This is a genomic window from Erwinia sp. PME.40.26/001, assembly GCF_055556675.1.
This window is the reverse complement of the sequence record NZ_JBVHNP010000235.1, coordinates 1-263: the sequence shown is the minus strand read 5'-3', so window position 1 is coordinate 263 and position 263 is coordinate 1. Positions and strand designations below refer to the sequence as shown.

At 69.6% G+C, this 263-nt stretch carries 1 protein-coding gene; it reads left to right on the top strand.

Annotation, left to right across the window (positions count from 1 at the left end; translation table 11 throughout):
• Positions 1 to 140: 140 nt before the first annotated feature.
• On the top strand, positions 141 to 263 hold a 123-nt coding region (locus tag ACZ3HG_RS23995; RefSeq protein WP_465334912.1), incomplete at its 3' end, for a maltokinase N-terminal cap-like domain-containing protein.

Below are 263 nucleotides of genomic sequence, written 5' to 3'. Positions count from 1 at the left end.
CGTCGCCCGCAAAGCGCTCCCCCGCCGAAGAGACCGCGACGACGCGGACCCCGAGTCCGAGGCATCCTGACGCCTTCTCATCGAAGAAGCGGCCGCGCAAGACCCGCGCACTCCGCGGGTGATCGCGTTAGCCTCGCCGCATGGGTGACCTCCTCGATCTCCTGACCGTGTGGATGCCGCGACAGCGCTGGTATGGCACGAAGGGCCGCGATCCGCGTCTGACCCTCGTCGCCGATTGGCAACTGCTCGCGCCCCGGACCCGA